The organism is Methylobacillus caricis (genome assembly GCF_020532705.1).
Taxonomy (GTDB): domain Bacteria; phylum Pseudomonadota; class Gammaproteobacteria; order Burkholderiales; family Methylophilaceae; genus Methylobacillus; species Methylobacillus caricis.
Window position 1 is genome coordinate 1,918,584 of the sequence record NZ_JAJAVD010000001.1, and the last position, 21,727, is coordinate 1,940,310.

Here is a 21,727-nt window from a genome sequence, read left to right on the forward strand (position 1 = left end):
TTTTAACGATCCACCCTACAGGCACCGGATGCTGTGATGTCCAGTTAAGCATTCGGGACTGATCAGTGCTGACCTGCTACTCAACTACATTCCCGATATGTAATCCGCCAGGGCTTCAATTTCTTCATCCCTGAGCGACTTAGCTACCAGGTTCATTACGCCACCAGGGCTATTCTTGCGTTCAAGTGCCCGCCATTTAAGTAACTGCTCACGTAAATAAAGCTTGTGCTGCCCTGCTATCGCCGGGAAGCTTTCACTCCCCACATAGCTACCTTGGCCAGCAGTCCCATGACAGCTTGCGCAAGCCATGATGGTTCGCTTCATATCGCCATTGACGAATAGCTTTTCCGCGATTTCATTGGATTTTTTCTGCTGGCTGCGCACGCGGTCGCGGCTGGCAAAATAAGCCGCAATATCCGCTAGGTCTTCATCCTTAATGCTTCCAGCAACGGCATTCATTACATGATGCTGGCGTGCGCCAGAACGAAAATCTCTGAACTGTTTCATGATGTAATCAGCATATTGACCGGCAAGGCGCGGATACTCTGCCCCGCTACTATTGCCCTGCTCGCCATGGCATCCTTGGCATAACTCGGCCTTGGACTTGGCTTCACCCGCCACCGGGTCTCCATCCCCAACCCGGTCTGCAATCCCATCGTGCTCATCGGCAACAGCACACTGACTCGACACAAGCGCCAGAAACAACACACTTACAGCACACGCCCTTACCAAAAACTTAACTACCACGAAACCTTCCTACCCTTCCCTGCCAAGCGCATCAAGGCTTCTTGGCAAGGCCTTTAGCCGCAGTCAGCCGCTGAACAGACTCAAGCGCTTTATCAACATTCAATGCAGGCGTCACGCCTCCAACGGTTTCACTTATCTTGCCATCAGCAGTGATAATGAAGGTCGTACGCTCAGCGAAGCCGTGATCTATTTCTTTACCTTTGGTGTCTTTTTTGCCAGTGGTGGCGTCCCTCACCACCAGATCATAGGATTTGGCAATCTTGCCCCCAACATCAGAGGCTACCGGGAACTTGCCTGCGCAATAATCAGGATCTGCCGAGAACTCATTCAAGCGCTCAATGCTATCAAGCGATACCCCAATAATGGTGGCGCCTGCGGCGGCAAACTTGTCATGATTTTCTGCAAATGTGTGAGCTTGCACATTGCATCCGCCGGTATAAGCAGATGGATAGAAATAGACCACGACAGGCCCTTTTTTCAATGCATCCTTCAACGAGAAATCAAAACTTTTCCCGTTCAGCGAAGCTTGTGTCTTAAAGTCGGGGGCAACATCGCCATCCTTAAGCGCAGCCAATGCTGACAAGCTGAATAAACCAAGCAATACACTACTGATAACGATGAATCTTTTCATTGGGAACTCCGATGTTGAATCTTTCAGGACAATTAATCCTTGGATTTATAAATCTTGTGACAAGCCTTGCAAGTCTTGGCAAGTGAGACCGCAGACTGAGAAGCAGCATCAAAATTCTTGGCTTCTAACGCTTTGGAAATAGCTACAAGATAACCGCGACTTTCCTTGGACCAATCCACGGCATCGGCCGCATCACCCTTCTTCACATAGAACTCTTCAACATCCTTGAACATTGCTTCAAGCTCAACCGCCTCCGACTTTGCCGTCGCTGCATCCTGCAAGGAAATATTCGATGTCATGCTCTTCTGTATGTCTTCGATGTCCTGCATGAAATCCTCTTCAATTTCAGTCAGTGCCGCTACTACAGATCCTGTTAAAGCAAGATAAACAAATAGTGAAACTAAGAACTTACTCATTTAACCCTTTTAATCTAGGCCTATCCTGGGGTTATGCATCATTCCCCTAAAGCGCTTTTACTCAGCATTAAATTAAACCGCGCGATGATCCTTCCTGAGTGATCGTCCAGGATTTTCATCGCGCAGTGCTTGATGCAACCAGCCAGTGCTAAGCCAACAATTCCTTGATGACTTCACCATAAACCACGGTAGGACGCTCCGAGCGGCCGTTGTGCAAGAAAGTGGTTTTCAGGTGATCAAGGCCCATCAGCTGCAAGACAGTGGCATGAAGATCATAGGTATCCATGGTCTTGCCAACAGCCTGCAGGCCCACCTCATCTGTTTGGCCGAACGTAGTACCAGCCTTGATACCGCCGCCAGCCAGCCACTGGGTGTAGCCCCATGGGTTGTGGTCACGGCCGGTACCACTCTGCCCGTAAGACGTACGGCCAAACTCTGAGGTCCACACAATCAATGTAGAATCGAGCAGGCCGCGAGACTCAAGATCGGCAAGCAAGCCAGCAATCGGCTTATCAACAACTTTTGAATGAGTGCGATGGTTTTCCTCGATATCGTTGTGTCCATCCCAGTTACGGCTGTCACCAGCAATATCCTGCGGGCCCGAGACAACCTGGATGAAACGAACTCCACGTTCTACCAGTCGGCGTGCGCGCAACAAGGTTTGGCCGTAACTCTTGGTAATGTCCTCATCAAGGCCATACAGCGCCTTGGTTGCATCCGTCTCCTTGGTCAGGTCTACCGCTTCTGGGGCTGACACTTCCATCCGGGCAGCCAGTTCATAAGAACGGATACGGGCTTGTAGTTCGGTATCTTCCGGGTAGTGTGCACCGCGTACACGATTCAATCTGGTCAACAGATCCAGGCTACCCTGCTGTTGCGCTGCCGCAATCAGCTCAGGCCTGTCCAGATGCAGGATAGGGGACGGGCCAGGACGGAAAGCCGTTCCCTGGTAAACCGCAGGCAAGAAGCCTGAGCTCCAGTTGATCGATCCGCCAGTTGGCTCCTTTTTGTCGTTATAGAGCACGACATAGGCTGGCAAGTCGGGATTGGCAGAACCCAAGGCATACTGTATCCAGGCACCCAGGGACGGGCGGCCAGGGTTAAGATCGCCCGTGTTCAGCTTGAGAATGGAAATATCATGTGTAGCCCCGATGGTCACGCTGGATTTAACAAACGCCAGTTTATCGGCATGTTTAGCCAGATTTGGCAGTAGGTCAGAGAACCAGGCACCGCTCTCGCCATGCTGTTTCCAGGTGCGGTCGGTTGCAAACAATTTTCCGTCACCACCACGGATGCCCGCCTTCAGTCCATTGAGGAAGGAATCTGGAATCTGCTGTCCAGCCAACTTAATCAAATCAGGTTTGTAATCAAACAGTTCCAGCGTGCTAGGTGCGCCATCCATATGCAGCCAGATGACCGATTTAACTTTGGCCGGGAAGTGAGTACCCTTAGGACTCAATGGATCGACCAGTGAAGCTGCGTTGGCAAAGGTGGTAAATAATCCACCGCCAGGCATCAGGCCGCTAAGGGCCAAGCCTCCCACCCCGTAACTCGTTTTAAACAAAAAATCACGCCGTGAATTGTTGCTCATGATGTTGTTTCCTTTTATTTGTATTCGATGTAAACGCTGTTTAGAAGCGATAGCTGAATTCGTTTGAGTTGGCCACTGTATGCACCAAGTCCACAAAGGCAGAGGCTCGAACTGGATCCAATTGCTGCGTATCCTTTAATCCAACTGGTACAGCCAGTGCCAATTTTCCTTCCGAATCCTTGATCTTCTCCTTGATCAGCTTTTCCTGGCTGCCAAGGAAAGCTATCAGGGCTGCTTTCTCTTCCTTATCCGGATTCCGCGCAAACAGCACTTGGAACAGCTTGTCCACCTGGGCAGATTCACTTGCCCCAGCCTCACTAATTACTTTTCCTGCCAATGCTTGTGACCAGCCAAAGATCACGTCGCTATTGAATAAAGTGAGTGCTTGCAGTGGCGTAGTCGTCACGTCCCGCTTGCTGTGCACCTGTTGTGCATTCGCCATGTCAAAAGTATCTAACAATGGATAAGGCACGCTACGACGGGTAAAGATATAGAGGCTGCGACGATTCCAGTCGCTGGTATCCTTGGAAACTTCCCAGAAACGGCCCGCATTCAGGTTTGAAGGCACAGGAGGCATCACGCTAGGGCCACCCACTTTGTCTTCCAGCTTGCCTGAAGCCACCAGCAGGGAATCCCGGATCTGCTCTGCATCCAGTCGCTTCCGTGGGAATACTGCCAGCAGTTTGTTTTCAGGATCTGCCTTGTAAGCATCTTCTCGATAGTCGGATGACTGACGGTAGACGCTAGACAACAGAATTTCCTTATGCAGTTTCTTGACGCTCCAACCTTGTTTCACGAAGTTGCTGGCAAGATATTCCAGGAGTTCCGGATTGTTAGGCTTATCTCCTGCCCGACCAAAGTCGCTGACGGTACGGACGATGCCAGAGCCAAAGTATTGGTCCCATACACGATTGACAAAGACACGCGCTGTCAACGGGTTTTGTGGGCTGGCAATCCAGTTAGCCAAGGCAGTACGCCGTCCTGAAGAAAACGCTGTCGGGACGATCTGTGGCTTCTCGCTAGTCAGTGCCGCTGGAAAGGCTGGCTGCACTTCATCAAGCGGGTGGTCAAAAGCACCGGTGAACAACACATGGGTTGGCGGCGCATCGGCGTACCCAAGCTCAGTCATGGCAGAAATGGTATTTGAACCCTTGGCCGGCTTGATCTTGTCGAACTTCTTCAGCTCATCATCCAGCTTTTTGTATTCAGCATACTTCTCTGCATATTCAGGCTTATAGTCTTTGGCATCTTTGCTAGCGTTATCCCTGAAGAAATTCGCCAAAATGTCATCGGTCTGGTAATCGCCATAACGATGATTGATCCAGCGGTCACGAGCAGTCCACTGGCTATCTGGGACATAGACTTTCCTCAATGCCTCCTGTGTGTCAGCAGAGTAACGCTCAAACAAGTAAGCAATGGCTTCAGAACGGTAAGCATCAACAATGGCTTTTTTCTTTTCGCGGATTTCCCTGGTTGCTTCTTGCCATTTAGCCTGAGCTTTTTCAAACTGGACTTCCTGAGGGCCTTTGGGGGCAGGAATGTTATCCACTGCACTTACGTTGGCAAAGAACGCCTGCAAGGCAAAGTAGTCTTTCTGGCTGATCTTGTCCGACTTGTGGTTATGGCAGCGAGCGCATTCAAAAGTAGTCCCCAGAATTGCAGTGCCTACCGTATCGGTGATGTCAGTCGTAATCTGGTATTTTCGCTGCACCAAGTCACGGGAGTTGCTATTGTCCGGGAAACCGCGCAAGAAACCAGTAGCAACTAACGCGCTGTTATCACCAGGATAAATCTCATCACCAGCCAGTTGCTCCTTGATAAACCGGTCATATGGCTTGTCTTCATTAAAGGAGTTGATGACGTAGTCTCGGTAACGCCACATGTTGGGTCTTGTCTGGTCGCCCTGGAAACCAGAACTATCTGCATAACGTGCAAGATCCAGCCATTTGCGCGCCTGGCGCTCGCCATACTTGGGAGATGCCAGCAAACGATCCACCAGCTTCTCATAAGCATCAGGGGATTTGTCATTCACGAACGCATTCACTTCCGCCGTAGTCGGTATCAAACCCCATGCATCAAGAGTGGCACGGCGAATGAAGGCTGCACGGCTTGCCTCGGCAGATGGCTTGATGCCCTTCTCTTCAAGCTTGGTCAGCACGAAAGCATCTATCGGGCTACGTGCCCACTTCTTTTGTTGTATTGCAGGCAATTCCGGCGCGGCCACAGGCTGCCAGGACCAATCTTTATTGGTTGACGAGGTTTTGCTCGCAGCTGACTTTACTATCTTGTCAGCATCCGCTTCCGCAGCAAGAGCACTCCCACTCAAGAACACAGCTAAAATCAAGTATCTAAAATTATGCCTCATTGGACGATCCCTTAATTAACGGATAATCAGCATTTCGAAATCGCTCGAAACTACTGGAATTAAATCGCCCAAGTCTTCAGCATTTATTGTGCCAACACGAAAAAGCACAACACAAATCAAATAACCTATTGATTATATTTGCAAAATAAAAATTCCTCCTTTTGAGATGCTGAATACTCTCAGCCACCGATGCTGGAGCAACAACAGAGAAAAGTGTGTGAGCTGTTGATGTGAAAACATGCTGGAAAATTTTCCATTCAAATGCTTCTGCACGATATTCATACAACTGACCCATAATCAGCAGGGCTTGGCGTAAAAAGTGTTCAAAATCAAACACACATATGGGAGACAGGCGGACTTGACGCCTTTTCCGCCCTGACTGATCTGGGTACGATTTTTGCTGTTCACTTCCGTCCTTCACCCAGAAGGCATCAAGAATCATTCGTTGCAGATATTCAGTAAGAAATATCGGAGTCAAGCTCAATTATGTGGATAGTCAATATTGCCCTTCGCCGGCCCTATACTTTTATAGTGGCTGCGCTACTCATTGTGTTGTCCACACCCTACGTACTGCGCAACATGCCCACGGACATTTTTCCTTCCATCAACATTCCGGTCATTGCCATCAGTTGGTCTTATAACGGCCTGTCCGCACGTGAAATCGCTGACCGCATTACCAATCCGACCCTACGCGGCCTCAACCAGACAGTAGAAGATGTCGAACATACCGAATCTATCTCGATTTCCGGCCTGTCGATTAGCAAGATTTTCTTTCAGCAGGGTACCGACATACGCTCAGCCATGGCCCAGGTGCTGTCCAATGTAACGACAGCACAGCGCTCCATGCCTCAGGGAATGCAACCAGCACAGGTTGTGCAGTATTCGGCTACAGACTTGCCACTGATACAGCTTGGCCTTTCAAGTGATACCGTGTCTGACATTGAAATTGGCGATGCCGTCAACAACTCCTTGCGCCCCAGCTTGCTCAAGATCAAAGGGGTCACCATGACCTTCCCTTACGGCAATCGTGGTCGCCAAGTGGCAGTCAACATCAACAATGCAGCACTGATGGCCAAGGGCCTGACTCCGGCTGATGTCAGCAACGCCATTGCCGCACAGACTCTTATTTTACCCACTGGCACAATCAAGCTTGGAGAGAGTCAATACGATGTCAGCCTCAATGGCGCCATCCCCAGCATTCCAAAACTGGGCGACATCCCCATACGCACGATCAATGGCAACACTATTTATGTGCGCGACGTCGCACAGGTGCGAGACGGCTCCACCCCGCCCACCAATATCGTTCGGCAGAACGGTGAACGGGGCATTCTTGTGTCTGTGCTGAAAACTGGCGGTGCCTCTTCGCTGAATGTAGTCAACAGCGTCAAGGCTGCATTGCCAAAAGCCATGGAGACTCTTGAGGAAATCAAACTCAAGGCCATGTTTGATCAATCCTTGTTCGTCAAGGCTGCTATCAGCAATGTCGTGTTTGAAGCATTGATTGCTGCAGCGCTGACAGCAGCATTGATCCTGCTATTTTTAGGGAATTGGCAAACCACCGCAATTATTGCCGTCTCCATTCCATTGTCCATCATGTCTTCACTAATCGTCCTGCACCTGATAGGCGAAACCATCAACCTCATGACGCTGGGCGGGCTTGCACTTGCGATAGGGATTCTAGTTGACGATGCGACAGTGGAAATCGAGAATGTGGAAAGGCACATGCACATGGGCAAGCCGCCTCATCAGGCCATTCTAGATGGAGCCGCTGAAATAGCAGTCCCGGCTTTTGTGTCCACACTCTGCATCTGCATAGTGTTTGCACCCATGTTCTTTCTTGAAGGCATCACGCGTTATCTGTTTGTACCCATGGCAGAAGCCGTGATATTTGCCATGCTGGCTTCCTACATTATTTCACGCACGCTGGTGCCTACCCTCGTCATGTTCATGATGACTGCCAAGAGAAAGAGCAAACAGCCCGGCAGGCTGTGGTTGTTCAAGAGCCTGCATGAGAAATTCAACCATGGCTTTGAAACATTCCGCCACTACTATGTCAACCTGTTAAGTGCCCTGCTGAAGCGCCGTCGTAGCTTCAGCCTGCTATTTGTTTTGTTCAGCCTGCTATCGCTTGGTATCTATCCACTCCTGGGGCAAGACCTGTTTCCAGAGGTTGATGCGGGCCAGATACGCCTGCATATCAGAGCGCCATCTGGAACTCGCATAGAGGAAATGCCCAGGCTGGTCGACAAAATCGAACGCAGTATCAAGAATGTTATTCCTGCTGCTGAAATTGGTAATGTGCTGGATATTGTTGGAGGACCGTACTCACCGCGCAATACGCTCTTTGGCAATGCCGGCACCGTAGAGTCCTCAGATTCGGAAATCATGATTTCCCTGCTTGATTACAAGCGAAAACCCACCGCCAACTATATTGCCGAGCTACGTACAAAATTGCCACGCGAGTTTCCTGGTGTGGAGTTTTTCTTCCAGCCAGCCGACCAAGTCAGCCAGACACTGAATTTCGGCATTCCAGCCCCTATTGATATCCTGTTCAAGGGTAACAAAGTTGAAGAAAACACGATCATTGCCAATAGTTTCAGCAACAAGCTACGACAGATTCCTGGTGTTGTTGATGCCCATGTTCACCAACGCTGGAGCAAGCCTGTATTGGCACTGGAAATGGATAGAGCACGCTTGCATCAACTGGGCCTGACAGCGACAGATGTAGCACAAAACCTCATGATTTCCCTCAGTGGCAGTATGCAAACCGCCCCTGTCTACTGGCTCAATCCGGTCAATGGCAACACCTATAATATTGGTGTCAACTCGCTGGAATCTGACCTTTCCAGCATAGATGCTCTGCTGAGGACCCCGGTCAAAAGCAGCAACAGTGAACCGCAACTATTGGGAAATCTTGTCAAGATATCCCGCTCTGCACAGCAGCCCGTCGTTTCCCACTATGACGTCAACCAGGTCGTCAATGTATATGCCAGCGTACAAGGGCGCGATCTTGGCAGTGCCAGCCGCGCTATCCAGAAGCTGGTGGATGAAACTCGCGAGCAATTGCCCAAAGGGTCTGAAATTGAAATTCGCGGGCAGAGCCTCACACTGGAAAATGCTTTTATCGGGCTGGGTACCGGCCTGGTTGTGGCTATCGTGCTGGTTTATCTGCTGATTGTGGTCAATTTCCAGTCCTGGCTGGATGCCGCCATTATCATTACCGCCCTGCCTGCGGCACTGGCAGGCATTGCCTGGACGTTGTTCCTTAGCGGCACTACGCTCAGCGTGCCCGCGCTTACTGGCATCATCATGAGCATAGGTGTGGTCACCGCCAATAGTATATTGGTGGTCTCGTTTGCACGTGCTCGGCTAGCCCTTGGCATACCACCGATTACCGCTGCCCTGGAAGCTGGCGCTACACGCTTGCGTCCTGTATTGATGACTGCTGCTGCAATGATCGTGGGCATGTTGCCAATGGCGCTAGGCCTGGGTGAAGGCGGTGAGCAGAATGCGCCGCTGGGCCGTGCTGTCATTGGTGGTTTGCTGTTTGCCACGGTATCTACCCTTTTGTTTGTACCAATTGTATTTGCCAGCCTGCACCGCTTGCGCCAGTCCAGTGCCAATCACCACTCCAGTCAAATTCATTCTGAGCCAACTACGCCATGACCAATATAGAACCCGACTTGCTCGTCCAATCAGCCACGGACTCCACCCGCACATTGCGCAGCTTTGGCTGGTTTAGCCTGCTACTGATCGCTATATTGCTGGTTAGTGGACTCCTGAGGCTCACGCTCAACGCAAAAGATGCTTCTGCATTGGAGTCAAGAACCCAGGAAACACTGCAACGCTCAGTGAATTTTGTTTACGCCAAGCCAGGCAACCTGGTCAACAATATCACCCTGCCCGCTACCTTGCGTGGTTATGCTGAAGCTGTGCTTTATGCACGCAGCAATGGCTATTTATCCGCTTGGTACAAGACCCTGGGTGATAAAGTCAAACAGGGGGAGTTATTGGCACAGATTGATGCGCCCGAGCAAACCCAAGAACTGGCACAGGCAAGAGCCTCCCTTGACCAAGTGCAGGCCAGGCAAGCCTTGGCCCAACTGACGCAGGAACGTTGGGAAATATTACGCCAGCGCGAGTCAGTCACCCAACAGGATCTTGAAGAAAAGCGCAGCCTGCTGGCTCAGGCCAATGCTGAATTAGAAGTTGCAAGAACCACTGTCAAACGTCTGGAACAACTGGAAGATTTCAGGCGTATCACTGCGCCTTTTTCCGGAACCATTATCAGTCGCCATGTCGATTTGGGAACCTTGGTCACGGCAGGCAGCAATGAGCTATTCACATTGGCACAATCCGACAAGCTGAGGATCAGCCTTTGGGTACCGCAGGTTTATGCTAGCGGCGTCAAACAGGGGCAACAAGTCCAGATACGGCTCAATGAAATCCAGGATAAAGCCTTTATTGGCACTATCTCCCATGTATCAGGCGCGCTGGACCCGGTCACGCGCTCGCGGCAAGTGGAAATTCTGCTGCCCAACCCCACTGGAGAACTGATCCCTGGTGCATTTGTCGATGTCGACCTGGAGTTGGTCAGCTCAGTAAAAGCATTGATAGTGCCCGCTGGCGTCCTCATCCTGGGTAAAAATGAACCTAGCATCGCAACACTCAACACAGACAACAAAGTGGAGTTCCGCCCTGTACGATTGGGACGAGATCTAGGCAAAACCGTAGAAATCCTCAGCGGCATTTCGAAGGAAGACAGACTCATTATCAACCCGGCTGATTCCTTGGAAGCAGATGAGACGGTATTGGCGCAAGAAATAGTCATTCAGGAAGACAAGAAAGAGGGGAAGCCTCAAAACAAAAATAGCAACACGGCTCCTGCTCAAACCACAGGAAACTCCAGGAGTTAAGCACAGCATGAAGCGTACTATACAAGCATTATTGATGCTGCTGCTGGCAGGATGTGCAGTGGGACCGGACTACCGCAAACCGCTGGCAGATATTCCTGAGACATGGCAAGAAGGCTGGCAAACAGCGCGTCCGGGCGACAGGCTTGACAAGGGATCCTGGTGGGAAATATTCGAGGATGAAGAACTCAACCGACTGGAGCAACAAGCGCTCAGCGGCAACCAATCGCTGAAAGCCAGCATTTCCAGGTTGGAACAGGCAAGGGCACTCGCGAAAATTTCCCGTGCCGCTTACCTCCCCACAATAGATCTCGGTATTGTGGCCACGCGCACGCAACCATCAGCCAACAGGCCCAATAACGCCCGCAATGCCAGCGTTTCAACCAACATCCAGACCAATCTTAATCCCGTATTTACTGCTGCTTATGAAGTCGATCTATTTGGGCGTATTTCGAGAGAAATAGAATCTGCCGCAGCCAGCCAGCAACAAATTGAGGCTGACTTGGAGAATATCAAGCTGTTGCTGGCAGCTGATATAGCTGCCAATTACTTCAACCTATCCGCACAGAATGCAGAAATTCAGGCGTTGGAAGAAATCCTGGAAATACAGAAAGGCATCGTGGAGCTGATCCGTTTCCGCGAGGAGAATGGTATCGCCTCAAAGTTGGACAGCCTTCAACAGGAAACCCTTTTGAACAGCACCCAAGCCCAACTCAGCCTGTTAAAAAGCCAGCGCGATAGAACCGTGCATGCGTTAGCAACACTGGTCGGGGTGCCCGTAGCAAAATTCACGGTCAATAGTTCCCCTCTGCCAGCAAGTATTCCAGCCGTACCACTGGACTTGCCTGCCCATGTCCTGGAAAGACGTCCAGATATTGCGGCAGCCGAACGCGCAGTCGCTGCGGCCAACGCACAAATCGGTATAGCAAAAGCAGCCTGGTTTCCAAATCTAAGATTAACTGCCAGCCGGGGCTGGCAAAGCAACCAATTGAATAACCTGCTTGATGCTCCCAGCATTGTATGGTCGCTGGGGCTGGCGCTAAGCCAGACCATATTTGATGGCAATCGCAATGTGGCAAGGGTTGATTTTGCCAAGGCGGGGCACGAGCTGGCCGCATCAAATTACAGGCAAACCGTATTGCTCGCACTACAGGAAGTCGAAGATGGGTTGAGTACGGATACAGCACTGACAGATGCAGCAGAAAGCAATTTGAGCGCAGAGCGCGCCTCATCCCAAGCTGCAGAGATTATTGAACACCAATACAAGAATGGCCTAGCTACATCTTTCGAGCTATTTATTGCAAGGAAATCTCAGCTTGAAAATCGCAGATTGGTACAGCAGATTACAGGCCAGCAGCTGATTAATACGGTCTATCTGATCAAGACTCTGGGAGGAGGGTGGCAGACGCTCCCACCCTCGTGAATCCCCTGCCTTATAGCTCCAGCATCAGGTAAATGATGAACAGAGAGGACTAAGTTTTGTTTTCGCTTTCGGTAGTAAGCTCTGATTTTGCTTCATTGGTCACAGCACCTTCTTTCGATGCCTCGGCTGCGCTTGATGCTGCTGGTTTATTGGCAGCTTTCGCTCTTGGCTTACGCGATGTCCTGGGCTTGGCGGTAGTCTTTTTTTCCTCAGTTTCTCCAGCCGGCTTGGACTTTCTGGTGCTGACAGGTTTGGCATCAGAGTTTTTTGCCTTGGCAGGTGCCTTTCTTCGGCTGGAAGGAGTCTTGGGTTTCGCTGTGGCGCTAGGCTCAGCTTTGATAGCTGTTGCCTTGTCTGATTTATCACTATCAATCACATCGTTTACCACTTTGCTTAAAATGCGTTTGCCAGCGACAACTGCAGCAGCCAATGCAACCTTCTTGACGATATCTTTGAAAATTCCCATACAGACTCCTATTGACAAATAACTTGTTTAAGTTCGCTGCCAGGGAAACTAGCACCCAGCTTGTTCAATTCTATCGCCATTTCTGCCGACATGTTGTTAATAAGCAGGCTGGACCGCCCTTTTTCCTGGTTTCGTATGCCTTTCTGCGCGGACACCACCCCACGTTGCTGCAACTGCTCCAGCAGTTTAGTCGCTAATCGCTCATCCTTAAAGACTCCCAGCGAAATTGCATTCTTCCAGGGCGCTTCCTGGATAATGAAACTGACATCCACGCCCAATGCCTTCAACTCCACCACCTTATCCTGTGCAGCCTGCACAGAAGGCAATGGCGGGATATATACCCAATAGCGCATGGTTTCTCTGGAGGTTTTCTGCTCCACACTGGCGATCAGGGAGTTTTGTAGCAGAATATCCTGCGCCTGCTTTAGGCTGGCTTCTGAGAAACTGCCCCATTCATAACAGCCATAAACCTCTTCTGGCTTTGGCGTGCCTTCGGCCTCTCCAATCCTGGGCAATGCCTCGACTTCCTCTGGCATCAGCAACTTGATTTTCTCTGGTTGCAAAGGCTGGTGTAATGGCTGCTGCGGCTGCTCTGGAGCATTTGTCAGGGCAAGCCAGCCAAGTAATCCAATATTCAGCGCCACCAATATACCCATCAACCACTTCATGATGCATCTCTTTCTAAATGCCACAACCCGCGCAGTACCAGGTTTTCTTCCAATTTATGCTCTCTCGCCAGTGCATGCCGTTGCAAAAAGGGTAGCAATAGTTCTGCATCCCCCCCGCTCACAATACACGACACCACCTGTCCACAATGCTCACTCAATCGCTGCAGCATGTTGTCCACGGCACCGCTCATGGCATTTAATGCGCCGCTGTATACAGCATCCCCAGTATTCAATGGGAAATCCTGCCACTCTCCTGGCGGCTCACCAATATTGGCAGTGGCCAAACCCAGGCTGGATTGCATCAGGCGCAGCCCTGGAACAATAATACCGCCAATAAACCTGCCTTGCCCTTGTCCGGTTTGCTCTATCAGATCCACGGTCAATGCAGTACCAGCATTCACTACGACACAGCTTTTCTGGTAATGCTGCCATGCCGCCACCATCGCGGCCCAACGGTCTATTCCGAGCTGTTTTTTGTCTTCATAGCCATTCACTAGGCCAGGGGCTTGAACATCAGGCGTCAGCCAGTTCACCGGGATTGCAAGTAGCTCCAGCCGCTGTAGCAATGCTTCATAACTGCTTGCTCCCGCTACATTGGCCACCACAGCATGACTGCACTCGTGCCAGCAGGCTGGTGTGGGCTGCTCTCCGCCATGCTCAAGAATGCCGCATTGCAATATGTCACCTTGAACCGTGAATACAGCCCATTTAATCCGGGTATTACCCGCATCGATTGCCAGGAGTTGATACATCAGGCTACGCCTCGCAGGCTGATTTCACCAGAAGAAAAGCGCTGCACGCCGCGATCAGTGTCCACTAGCAATACACCGTCCTGCGCCACCCCGTTGACTGTACCGTTCAATTCACGCCCATCAGGAAATAACAAGCGTACTGCCCGATGATGATAGGCGTGATGAAGCTCCCATTCGGCGCGCAAACTTTCAAACCCTTCGCTCTCAAACTGGTCAAGCACACAGCCTAACTGATTAAGCAAAGCGCCCAATAGTTCATTGGGATTGCTATTCTGCCTGCTCAAACTGGACAGATCAGTGACTGGCTGATCAATCTGTGACTGCATCGCAGCAGGCAATTTCAGGTTGAGCCCTATGCCGATCACAGCTGCGCTGGGGCCATCCATATCCCCTTGCAACTCAATCAGGATGCCAGCCAGCTTGCTGGGCCCGACCAAGATATCATTCGGCCATTTCAGCTGCACGCTGTCAATGCCAAGCGCATGCAAGGTGCGCACCAGGGCAATGCCCACCACAAGGCTCAAGCCAGACAAGGCTGCTGCACCGGCCTGAAAGCGCCAAAGCACTGAAAAGGTGAGGCTTGCACCCAATGCTGCCTGCCAGCTTCTGCCACGCCTGCCCCTGCCTTTGGTTTGAAGCAGCGCCGCCACACAGGTGGCATGTGGCGCCCCGTTGGCCGCTTGCTGCATCAGGTAGGTATTGGTGGAATCTATTTCATCATGCAGTTCCAGCCGGAATTGCTTACGCCGCTCGCCCAACGCAGCCAATACGGGTTCGTAGTCCAGTAACTGTACAGGTTCTGGCAAGCGGTATCCCCGCCCTCGCACGGAAAAGACTTCCACGCCCAAGGCTTCAGCTGCCTGCATGGCATTCCAGACCGATGCGCGCGTCACTGAAAATTGGCGGGCAAGATCCTCACCTGAGTGAAAACGGCCATCTGCCAACAGCCTGAGTATGGGGAAAACCAGATTATTCATATTAAGTAAGTCGAGTATATCAGCAGGCCAATCTCCCGGCACGCCAGGCAAGTGACCATCAAGCGCCTAACCGATGTAAAATAGCACGATATTCACAGCAATCTATACTAGATACTCATGTCTTCTGATAAAACCCCTGTTGCTCCTGCCGCCAACTTCATTCGCAATATCGTGGAACGCGATCTTGAACAAGGCACTTATGCCAGCCGCCGCTGGAACGGCACCCCTGGAGATGCCAGTCACCAGGCCGCTGGCGAGCCCGACCCCGCCAAAATTCGCACGCGCTTTCCGCCCGAGCCAAATGGATATCTCCATATTGGCCATGCAAAATCCATCTGCCTGAACTTTGGCCTCGCGCGTGATTATGGTGGCGTATGCCACATGCGGTTTGACGATACCAATCCGGAAAAAGAAGAGCAGGAATATGTAGACTCAATCAAGGAGACCATCAAATGGCTTGGGTTTGGTTGGGATGCATTCGATCAATCCCACCTGTATTTTGCCAGCAATTATTTCGACTTCATGTACCGCGCCGCTGAAGCGCTCATCAACAATGGCCATGCCTATGTAGACCAGCAGTCAGCAGAAGATATGCGATTGAACCGCGGCACCCTGACCGAGCCTGGCAAGGACTCCCCTTGGCGTAACCGCCCCGCGGCAGAATCTCTGCAACTATTCCGTGAAATGCGCGACGGCAAGCATGCTGACGGCAGCATGGTATTGCGTGCCAAGATCGATATGGCCTCCCCCAATATCAATCTGCGCGATCCGGCCATTTACCGCATCAAACGTGCACATCACCATAATACCGGGGACAAATGGTGCATCTACCCCATGTACACATTTGCACATCCGCTGGAAGATGCACTGGAGCAAATCACCCATTCCATCTGTACCCTGGAATTCGAGGATCAGCGTCCATTCTATGACTGGGTGCTGGAACGCTTGGCAGAAGCAGGTCTGCTTGCCAACCCATTGCCCAAGCAATATGAATTTTCGCGCCTCAACCTGACCTATGTCGTGCTGTCCAAACGCAAACTGATCGAGTTAGTGGAAAACAAGCATGTCGATGGCTGGGATGACCCCCGCCTTCCCACCCTGGCCGGTGCACGCCGCCGTGGCTACACACCTGAGGGCTTCCGCCTGTTTGCAGATCGCATCGGCGTTTCCAAGTCCGACTCATGGATTGAATACACCATTCTTGAAGACTGCATGCGCGAAACCCTGAATGAATCCGCTGAACGCCGCATTGCAGTGCTGGATCCAATCAAGCTGGTGATCAGCAACTATCCGGAAAATCAGGAAGAAGACTGCTTCGCACCCAACCATCCATTGCATCCGGAACTGGGTAAGCGCGTGGTTCCGCTTTCACGTGAACTCTGGATTGAACGTGAAGACTTCATGGAAACACCGGTAAAAGGTTATTTCCGCCTATTCCCCGAGAACATGGTGCGCCTGCGTTACGGCTACGTTGTCAAATGCACAGGTTTTGACAAGGATGCCGACGGCAGCGTCTCTACCGTCTATTGCGAATACCTGCCAGACACCAAGTCAGGAACGCCAGGCGCCGATAGCGTCAAGGTGAAGGGCAACATCCATTGGGTATCCGTCAATCATGCCCATGCTGCTGAAATCCGCCTTTACGACCGCCTGTTCAAGGAAGCCCACCCTGGTACCGGGGACCGTAACTACCTGGATGATATCAATCCTGACTCAGTACAGATCATTACCGCTCAATTGGAACCTGCATTGAAGGATGCACAACCGGAAGAACGCTTCCAGTTTGAACGCCACGGCTACTTTATCGTTGATAAAAAAGACTCCCAGGCTGGTGCTCCAGTGTTCAATCGCACGGTGACCCTGCGCGATCATTGGCACAAGTAAATGAGCATCACAGCGGTAGAGCTCAAGCACGCATATCGCCTGCTTAACCATGGTCCCGTAGTGCTGGTGTCCGCAGCCCATGCAGGCAAGCAGAACATCATGGCTGCCGCCTGGAATATGCCGTTGGACTTTGATCCTGCCAAGATAGCCGTAGTGATAGACAAAAACACCTATACTCGCGGGCTAATTGAGGCTGCCGGGACATTTGCCATCAATGTCCCTTGCATGCAGCAAAGCAAGGTAGTGATGCAGGTTGGTTCATCCAGTGGCAAGGAGGCACGTTTTGCCGAATCAGACAAAATGGCGGCTTATCAGTTGCCAACCTTTGCTTCGACAAAGATAGAAGCCCCTTTGCTGGCGGGTTGTGTGGCATGGCTGGAATGCCGATCATTGCAGGGAGAAATTGAGAACCAGCAGAAGCATGATTTATTTATTGGCGAGGTAGTAGCTGCCTATGCTGATAGCAGGGTGTTTTCCAACGGCCGCTGGCATTTTGAAGGACATGACCAGCTCCGCACTTTGCACTACATCGCAGGCGGCGCATTTTTTGCCACAGGCGACAGCGTATCAATCACACCATAGCCCTAGTTAATCAAGGGCAGGGTGCCCTGCTTATTGTTCCTTTACGCTGGAAATCGTCCAGAACTGCTTGTCCTTATCACGCGTCCGAGAGCATCCCAAGGCAATCGGTTCCTGTCCTGGCTGCAACAGATGCTTGGTATGGTCTGCGGTTTGCACCCCCATAAACCACCTATCCAGCCAGACAATCAAAGGCTGATCAGAGGTATTTTGCAGCAGAATCAATTTACCGTCATTGGACAGACACTCAGAACTATCATCTTCAACGAGCGTGACCCTGGGATCCTGTGTTTCCGCGGCATATGCATTCACTGCCAGCAATGCAGTGAATAATACTGAAAAAAACTTGGTCATTCTCTCTCCAATCAGATCACCTTTACAACAAACAACCTCTATGGCTGGTTGTGGGCTTGGGTGCAGTATATTACCCTATGGGCTATTCATTCAGCAGGTATCTCATGCGTATTGCCAATAACACTGCCGAACTCATCGGCAACACTCCACTAGTCCGTCTAAATAGAACTGCAACAGGGATAGACACCAGCACGACAATTGCATGCAAGCTTGAGTATTTTAACCCAGCTCATAGCGTAAAAGACCGAATCGCCGTCTCTATCATGGATGCATTGGCACAAGCTGGCCGCATCAAGCCAGATACCATCATTCTCGAAGCAACCAGTGGCAATACCGGCATTGGGCTCGCCATGGTATGCGCTGCACGCGGTATTCAATGTACATTTGTCATGCCTGACACCATGAGCCGTGAACGCAGGCTGTTGCTCAAAGCCTATGGTGCAGAGCTGATACTGACTCCCGGACCTGATGGCATGCCCGGCGCCATTAAAAGGGCTGAAGAACTGGCCGCAACAGATTCGCGCTATATTATCGCCCGACAATTCGATAATCCAGCCAACCCTGACATTCACAGACGCACTACTGCGGAAGAAATCTGGCGAGATACAGACGGCCAGGTTGACATTATTGTCTCTGGTATAGGAACTGGCGGCACAATTACCGGCATTGGCGAAGTCCTGAAAACGCGTAAACCCAGCTTGCAAATCATCGCTGTAGAACCTGATGCCAGCCCAGTACTATCTGGCGGCGTAAGAGGCCCACACCCACTGCAAGGTATAGGGGCAGGCTTTATCCCACCGATTCTGAATACTGCCATTTATGATGAAATCGTGCGGGTTAAAAATGAAGATGCCATGCACATTGCACGCCGTATGGCAAAAGAAGATGGCCTGCTTGTAGGCATTTCTTCTGGCGCCGCTACCTGGGCTGCCTTGGAAATCGCTAAGCGTCCGGAAAGCTGGGGTAAATTGATTGTTGTCATCATCCCCTCCTTTGGTGAACGTTATCTTTCCACGCCTTTATTCAGTGATCTTGAAGTGTAATAGCTGGTATGGTGGGCATTGCCCGACCTCCCCATGTATCTCCCAGTAGGATTTGATACTCATGAAGAAAAGACGCCACTCACACAGCAAGAAAATAGGCCTGCCACCAGGCACGTTGATGCATACCGGTGATATCAAGACCACACATATACAACTCACCCTGTTCCGCTATAACGCAGACTTCATTGAAGAAAAAACCATCCATTCCCTGGATGAAATCGGCGATACTCAGGCACCGGACAATACCATTCTGTGGCTGAATATACACGGCTTGCATGATCCCAAGCTAATGGCGGAGATAGGCCAGAAGTTCAAGCTGCACCCGCTGGTGTTGGAAGATATCCTCAATACAGATCAACGTCCCAAAGCAGATGCCTACGATGACTATCTTTACCTGGTCACACGTTTTTTCAATTATGACTCTGACCAAATGGCGATCAGTTCAGAGCAAATCAGCCTGATTCTTGGCAACCAATTCGTGCTTTCCTTCCAAGAACGCCCTACCGGCTCTTTTGACCCGGTGCGTGAAAGATTGCGTGCCAACAAAGGCCTGTTAAGGAAGTCTGGGGCTGATGTTTTGGCCTACGCGCTGCTGGACATGATAGTCGACAAATACTTCGCCATGCTTGAGCAGATGAGTGATGATTGCGAAAAACTCGAAGAGCAATTACTACGCAAACCTTCGGATGCAGTCTTGCAAAGCATACATAGGCTCAAGCGCGAAACCATGGATTTACGCCGGGCCGTCTGGCCACTGCGCGAAATCATCAATACACTAATTCGCAATGAATACGGATTTTTCCAGGACAATACCATTCTCTATTTGAGAGATGTCTATGACCATAGTATTCACTTTATTGAATCGCTGGAATCACTGCGCGACCTGCTCGCAGGCATGCTGGATATCTATCTATCCAGCATCAGCAATCAGGTAAATAAAGAAGTTCGAATACTCACTGTCGTCACCATGTTGTTTATGCCCGCCACCCTGATCTCAGGTATTTTTGGCATGAATTTTGAGCATATGCCTCTACTGAACGATTCTTGGGGATTCTGGTTTGCCATTGGCATAATGCTGCTGGTGGCTAGCAGTATGGCCTTGCATTTCTGGCGCCGCCAATGGCTTAGCAGGCACTAATCTCAGAGCTATCCCAGCGTCTTTAAACGATCGGCATATTTAGCGCGAATTTTCGCGACTTTAGGCGCAGCGACCGCAAGACAATAGGGTTGCTGTGGATTATTGGAAAAATATTGCTGATGATAATCTTCAGCTGGATAAAAGCGAGCATCGTCATTGACTTGGGTTACTACTGGCGCACCAAATATATTGTGTGCATTAAACCCCTGAATCACCTCCTCCGCAATTTTGCGTTGCCCTGCATCCTGGCAAAAGATGGCAGACCGATACTGCGTGCCTATATCATGCCCTTGGCGGTTAAGCGTTGTTGGATCATGAACCAGGAAGAATATTTCCAACAGCTCTTCAAAACTAATGAGCGAAGCATCAAACGTAATTCTAATGGCCTCTGCATGGCCAGTGTCCCCTGTACAAACCTCTTTGTAACTCGGATCAAGGGTCTGACCACCGATATATCCGGAGACCACTGTTTCTACGCCCTCCAGTTGGCTGAATACTGGCTCCAGGCACCAAAAACAACCGCCCGCAAAAATTGCTATGGATTCCGCCATCCCTCCTCCTTCTCATCACTTTAAGGCTTAACTGGCAAAAAGTACGGTAATAATGCTTTAAATCTCAAGATCAAGCTTCTTGCGCATACAGCATAATATAGTTCCAGATCCCTCAAACTAGCTAGATGATCAGAGAGTATTATGGCGCGTATTGCTGTTTTTAACCAGAAAGGTGGTGTAGCAAAAACTACCACTGCCCTTAATCTTGCCGGTGCATTGCAACGTACCGGCAAGGAAGCGCTCCTGATCGACATGGATCCACAAGCACACCTGACACAAATTCATGGCCAGATGCCAGAAACGGCAAAGCAAAGCCTATTTGGCTTCTATCAAGACGATAAGCCACTTCACCATCTGGAGGTAGAGTGGCCAGGTTTAGGGCATCTCATCCCATCGCATAAGGAACTGATCAAAGTAGATTCAGCTTTCGGGAAAGGCCCGGCTCTTCTCAATAAGTTGCGCCACGGCCTAGAAATCACAGACAAACTATATATGGGTCGCCATACATTGATTGATTGCTGCCCATACCTGGGCACTCTCTCACTGAACGCCATATTTGCTGCAGATCTGATCATTATCCCCATCTCTTCTGATTTTCTTTCCCTAAAAGGCGCAAAGAAAATGGGAGATACCCTGGCTGCCATCGAACCCGTATTGAAGCGGCGGATAGAACGGCGCTACCTGCTGACACGCTTTGACCGCAGGCGTGGAATGACATTTGAAGTACAGAAAAAAGCCAGGGAGCTATTTGGACAAGATCTGCTGGAAACCGTCATCTCTGAGAATGTCGCTGTAGCGGAGAGCCCAGAACTTGGAATAGACATCTTCCGCCACCAACCCAATAGTACTGGCGCACAGAACTACCTTGCACTCCTTATTGAATTAGCGCAGAAATGGCCTCAATAGGCTGCGATTGATGTGTGTTGTGCATTATCCATTGTAAACAAACCCCATTGAACTGAAGTTAAGCATTCTCAGCTTGAACAGTCGTCCTGATTTAATCGCTGACACCCAGTAGAAATAAACAAAAAATGCCATCGGCATCATCAAAAAGGTGTTAATTAGCTGAAACAGAAAATGAAAAAGCCCGCTAGTTATCTAGCGGGCTTTTGAATAAAAGCCTGGCGGTGACCTACTTTCGCATACGAGAAGTATACTATCATTGGCGCAGAATCGTTTCACGGCCCTGTTCGAGATGGGAAGGGGTGGTTCCAATTCGCTATGGCCGC

General features: G+C 50.6%; 19 protein-coding genes and 1 rRNA gene. 8 read left to right on the top strand and 12 right to left on the bottom strand.

The window, feature by feature from the left end:
• Window positions 1-84 precede the first annotated feature (84 nt).
• The 5 genes from LG200_RS09095 to LG200_RS09115 all read right to left on the bottom strand — a co-directional run bounded on the left by LG200_RS09095 (window position 85) and on the right by LG200_RS09115 (window position 5,717).
• On the bottom strand, window positions 85-747 hold the full coding sequence (locus LG200_RS09095; protein WP_226757241.1) for a c-type cytochrome: 663 nt from the start codon (window positions 745-747) through the stop codon (window positions 85-87).
• A gap of 31 nt (window positions 748-778) precedes the next feature.
• Window positions 779-1,378, bottom strand: coding sequence for a peroxiredoxin (locus LG200_RS09100; protein WP_226757242.1), 600 nt, complete (start codon window positions 1,376-1,378; stop codon window positions 779-781).
• Window positions 1,379-1,410: 32 nt separating this feature from the next.
• Window positions 1,411-1,794 carry a hypothetical protein gene (locus LG200_RS09105; protein WP_226757243.1) on the bottom strand — a complete coding sequence of 128 codons (384 nt, stop codon included), beginning with the start codon at window positions 1,792-1,794 and terminating at the stop codon, window positions 1,411-1,413.
• A 148-nt stretch (window positions 1,795-1,942) separates the two neighbouring features.
• Complete coding sequence (locus LG200_RS09110; RefSeq protein WP_226757244.1) at window positions 1,943-3,385, bottom strand: DUF1501 domain-containing protein; 1,443 nt, start codon at window positions 3,383-3,385, stop codon at window positions 1,943-1,945.
• 40 nt (window positions 3,386-3,425) lie between these two features.
• Window positions 3,426-5,717: a DUF1549 and DUF1553 domain-containing protein gene (locus tag LG200_RS09115; protein ID WP_404809800.1), complete on the bottom strand. Its 2,292-nt coding sequence runs from the start codon at window positions 5,715-5,717 to the stop codon at window positions 3,426-3,428.
• 519 nt (window positions 5,718-6,236) lie between these two features.
• Between LG200_RS09115 and LG200_RS09120 the strand changes: the two genes are divergently transcribed.
• Genes LG200_RS09120 through LG200_RS09130 form a run of 3 tightly spaced genes read left to right on the top strand, consistent with a single transcriptional unit; the run spans window position 6,237 to window position 12,086 of the window.
• Entirely contained in the window at window positions 6,237-9,416 is a 3,180-nt protein-coding gene (locus LG200_RS09120; RefSeq protein WP_226757246.1) for an efflux RND transporter permease subunit, read from the top strand.
• Window positions 9,413-10,666: an efflux RND transporter periplasmic adaptor subunit gene (locus tag LG200_RS09125; RefSeq protein WP_226757247.1), complete on the top strand. Its 1,254-nt coding sequence runs from the start codon at window positions 9,413-9,415 to the stop codon at window positions 10,664-10,666. The genes LG200_RS09120 and LG200_RS09125 overlap by 4 nt, the downstream gene beginning before the upstream one ends.
• A 7-nt stretch (window positions 10,667-10,673) precedes the next feature.
• On the top strand, window positions 10,674-12,086 hold the full coding sequence (locus LG200_RS09130) for an efflux transporter outer membrane subunit (protein WP_226757248.1): 1,413 nt from the start codon (window positions 10,674-10,676) through the stop codon (window positions 12,084-12,086).
• Between the two features lie 49 nt (window positions 12,087-12,135).
• Here the strand turns inward: LG200_RS09130 and LG200_RS09135 are convergent, their stop codons facing one another.
• Genes LG200_RS09135 through LG200_RS09150 form a run of 4 tightly spaced genes read right to left on the bottom strand, consistent with a single transcriptional unit; the run spans window position 12,136 to window position 14,949 of the window.
• Window positions 12,136-12,552, bottom strand: coding sequence for a hypothetical protein (locus LG200_RS09135; RefSeq protein ID WP_226757249.1), 417 nt, complete (start codon window positions 12,550-12,552; stop codon window positions 12,136-12,138).
• Between the two features lie 8 nt (window positions 12,553-12,560).
• Complete coding sequence (locus LG200_RS09140; RefSeq protein WP_226757250.1) at window positions 12,561-13,220, bottom strand: SPOR domain-containing protein; 660 nt, start codon at window positions 13,218-13,220, stop codon at window positions 12,561-12,563.
• Window positions 13,217-13,972: a type III pantothenate kinase gene (locus LG200_RS09145; RefSeq protein ID WP_226757251.1), complete on the bottom strand. Its 756-nt coding sequence runs from the start codon at window positions 13,970-13,972 to the stop codon at window positions 13,217-13,219. The genes LG200_RS09140 and LG200_RS09145 overlap by 4 nt, the downstream gene beginning before the upstream one ends.
• Window positions 13,972-14,949: a biotin--[acetyl-CoA-carboxylase] ligase gene (locus LG200_RS09150; protein ID WP_226757252.1), complete on the bottom strand. Its 978-nt coding sequence runs from the start codon at window positions 14,947-14,949 to the stop codon at window positions 13,972-13,974. The genes LG200_RS09145 and LG200_RS09150 overlap by 1 nt, the downstream gene beginning before the upstream one ends.
• 117 nt (window positions 14,950-15,066) lie before the next feature.
• Here LG200_RS09150 and LG200_RS09155 point away from each other — a divergent pair, with 117 nt between their 5' ends.
• Both LG200_RS09155 and LG200_RS09160 read left to right on the top strand, forming a co-directional pair.
• Window positions 15,067-16,833, top strand: coding sequence for a glutamine--tRNA ligase/YqeY domain fusion protein (locus tag LG200_RS09155; protein ID WP_226757253.1), 1,767 nt, complete (start codon window positions 15,067-15,069; stop codon window positions 16,831-16,833).
• Window positions 16,834-17,415 carry a flavin reductase family protein gene (locus LG200_RS09160; RefSeq protein WP_226757254.1) on the top strand — a complete coding sequence of 194 codons (582 nt, stop codon included), beginning with the start codon at window positions 16,834-16,836 and terminating at the stop codon, window positions 17,413-17,415.
• Between the two features lie 30 nt (window positions 17,416-17,445).
• Here LG200_RS09160 and LG200_RS09165 read toward each other — a convergent pair whose 3' ends face one another.
• Window positions 17,446-17,766, bottom strand: coding sequence for a hypothetical protein (locus LG200_RS09165; RefSeq protein WP_226757255.1), 321 nt, complete (start codon window positions 17,764-17,766; stop codon window positions 17,446-17,448).
• 104 nt (window positions 17,767-17,870) lie between these two features.
• Here LG200_RS09165 and cysK point away from each other — a divergent pair, with 104 nt between their 5' ends.
• Window positions 17,871-18,809 (top strand): cysteine synthase A, encoded by a 939-nt coding sequence (cysK, locus tag LG200_RS09170; RefSeq protein WP_226757256.1) that lies wholly within the window; start codon window positions 17,871-17,873, stop codon window positions 18,807-18,809.
• A 61-nt stretch (window positions 18,810-18,870) separates the two neighbouring features.
• Window positions 18,871-19,947 carry a magnesium/cobalt transporter CorA gene (corA, locus tag LG200_RS09175; RefSeq protein WP_226757257.1) on the top strand — a complete coding sequence of 359 codons (1,077 nt, stop codon included), beginning with the start codon at window positions 18,871-18,873 and terminating at the stop codon, window positions 19,945-19,947.
• Between the two features lie 8 nt (window positions 19,948-19,955).
• Here the strand turns inward: corA and msrA are convergent, their stop codons facing one another.
• Window positions 19,956-20,498 (bottom strand): peptide-methionine (S)-S-oxide reductase MsrA, encoded by a 543-nt coding sequence (gene msrA, locus LG200_RS09180; RefSeq protein WP_226757258.1) that lies wholly within the window; start codon window positions 20,496-20,498, stop codon window positions 19,956-19,958.
• Window positions 20,499-20,639: 141 nt separating this feature from the next.
• Between msrA and LG200_RS09185 the strand changes: the two genes are divergently transcribed.
• A complete protein-coding gene (locus LG200_RS09185) occupies window positions 20,640-21,404 on the top strand; it encodes a ParA family protein (RefSeq protein ID WP_226757259.1) in 765 nt (254 codons plus the stop codon).
• Window positions 21,405-21,617: 213 nt separating this feature from the next.
• On the opposite strand, the gene rrf is transcribed toward LG200_RS09185, so the two are convergent.
• Window positions 21,618-21,727, bottom strand: a 5S ribosomal RNA gene (gene rrf / locus LG200_RS09190); the annotation flags it as partial.